The organism is Pseudovibrio sp. WM33, assembly GCF_001623165.1.
Classification (GTDB): domain Bacteria; phylum Pseudomonadota; class Alphaproteobacteria; order Rhizobiales; family Stappiaceae; genus Pseudovibrio.
Map to the genome: position 1 here is coordinate 1 of NZ_LMCK01000053.1, position 2,397 is coordinate 2,397.

Here is a 2,397-nt window from a genome sequence, read left to right on the forward strand (position 1 = left end):
AAAAGACGCTCACCTGTCCAAATAAACGGAACCACCTCTACTAATCAATGTTCTGTATATTCCATATTAGATTTAGAAAAAAAGCATGTCATCGCTGTTTACCAAAATAACCTTATGGGCCTTTGTTATGGCCACGTCATTTTCGGAGATTTTTCCTGCTTATAGTGAAGACTTTCAATCTATTACTCAAAGCGCAGAAAAAGGTGATGCCGCAGCGCAGTATAAACTTGGGGTCGCCTATGATGAAGGAGACAACGTAGCACAGAGTTACACTGAGGCGGAGAAATGGTTCAGAGCCGCAGTTGAGCAAGATGACAGCGACGCGCAATATAATCTCGGGTACATCCATGAAAACGGAGTGGGCGTACCACAAAATCTTGTAGAGGCTCTAAAATGGTACAAGCTCGCCGCTAAACTGGGCAATGCCGATGCGCAAAATAGTCTTGGCGCTATGTATTTCACCGGGCAAGGCGTACCACAGAGTTATGTGGAGGCTCTAAAGTGGTTTAAGGTCGCCGCTGAGCAAGGTCATGTCACAGCCCAAAATAATCTTGGAGACATGCACAAAAATGCGCAAGGCGTACAGCAGGATTTTGCTGAGGCTCTGAAATGGTACAAGCTGGCTGTTGAGCAAGGTGATCCCATTGCGCAATATAATCTCGGGTTCATGTACGTCATTGGTGCAGGTGTACCACGCAATTATGCGGAAGCGGCAAAATGGTACAAACTTGCCGCTGAGCAGGGCTACGCCTTTGCACAGTACAATCTCGGAGTCAGTTACACCAGTGGCCAAGGGGTCGCTCAGAGTTATGCAAAGGCAGCTGAATGGTACAAACTCGCCGCTGAGCAAGGGCAATGGCAAGCACAAAATTATCTCGGAGATTTGTATAAGAATGGCCAAGGCGTCACTCAAAGCTATGAGGCGGCAGCGAAATGGTACAAGCTGGCTGCTGAGCAAGGCCTTGCCCAAGCCCAAAATAGCCTCGGAGACTTTTATAAAAGCGGTCAAGGCGTGGCTCAGAATTATGAAAAAGCCTTAAAATGGTACAAGTTAGCCGCTGAACAGAATCATGCTGAAGCACGAAACAGCCTTGGGGAACTGTACGCCGATGGAGATGGCGTTACTCAAAATTATGAGGAAGCGGCAAAATGGTACAAGCTGGCTGCTGAACGGGGTCACACCTCAGCGCGATATAATCTTGGGTATATGTATGCCATTGGGCAAGGTGTAGTGCAAAACTATGAAGAGGCAGCAAAATGGTACAAGCACGCTGCTATGCTGGGCCATTCTCAGGCACAAAATAATCTCGGAGAGCTGTACGCCAATGGACAAGGCGTCGCTCAAAATTATGAAGAGGCGATCGAATGGTATCAGTCCGCCGCCGAACAAGGCCATACAAGGGCGCAATATAATTACGGTGGTATGTATGCGAAGGGCAACGGCGTCGCTCAAAGCTATATACCAGCATATGTCTGGTATTCTATTGCAGCTGCAAATGGGTTTGTGAAGGCGGAAAAAGCGAGAGATCTGGCCGCAAGTAAGCTCAACCGGAAAGATTTAGCGCAAGCCCAACAAGATGAAGTCATTGTCAAACAAAAGCTCAGTGGTGAATACTTTCAATCTATAGTTCGAGTCGCTGAAAAAGGCGACGCTGAAGCTCAATATAAACTTGGGCGTGCGTACGGTGATGGAGATGGCATACCAAAGGATTATGCGGAGGCTGTAAAATGGTACGGGCTCGCTGCCAAGCAGGGCCATGCTGCCGCTCAAACCTATCTCGGCGTCATGTACGACAATGGCCAAGGCGTAGAACTGAATAATGCAGAGGCAGTAAAGTGGTACAGGCTCGCCGCTCAGCAGGACCATGCCGCAGCTCAGAGTTATCTCGGGTATATGCACCTCAAAGGAGAAGGCGTACCAAGAGACTATGTGGAGGCTGCGAAGTTGATCAGGCTCGCCGCTGAGCAGGGCGTTGCCAAGGCACAACATAATCTCGGTGTCATGCTCTCCCGAGGAATAGGTGCACCACAAGATGATGCTGAAGCAGTAAAATGGTACAAACTTGCTTCTGAGCAAGGTTATGCCAGAGCACAATTTTCTCTCGGAGACAGCTACGAAAAAGGTGTAGGTATAGATAGAAACTATTCACAAGCATATATCTGGTATTCTATGGTAGCTGACAAGAGAGGGTTTGAGTTAGCGGCACGTGCTAGAGATAGGGTCTTGAAGAAGCTCACACTACAAGAATTGTCTGAAGCCCAACAAAAACAATCCGCTCTTTATGAGAAGTTAAAAGAAAACAGCGATTGGACGCCATAGAAACTATATCGCAAACTGACTTCGAACGGATAATCCCGGTAATCCCCCCTGAAATTGATCGAGTTTAAAAGTAGAGA

The 2,397-nt window shown here is 47.6% G+C and carries 1 protein-coding gene; it reads left to right on the plus strand.

From position 1 onward, the window contains the following. Window positions 1-85 precede the first annotated feature (85 nt). Window positions 86-2,320, plus strand: a complete 2,235-nt coding sequence (locus PsWM33_RS09715; protein WP_063300086.1) for an SEL1-like repeat protein — start codon at window positions 86-88, stop codon at window positions 2,318-2,320. Window positions 2,321-2,397: the final 77 nt, after the last annotated feature.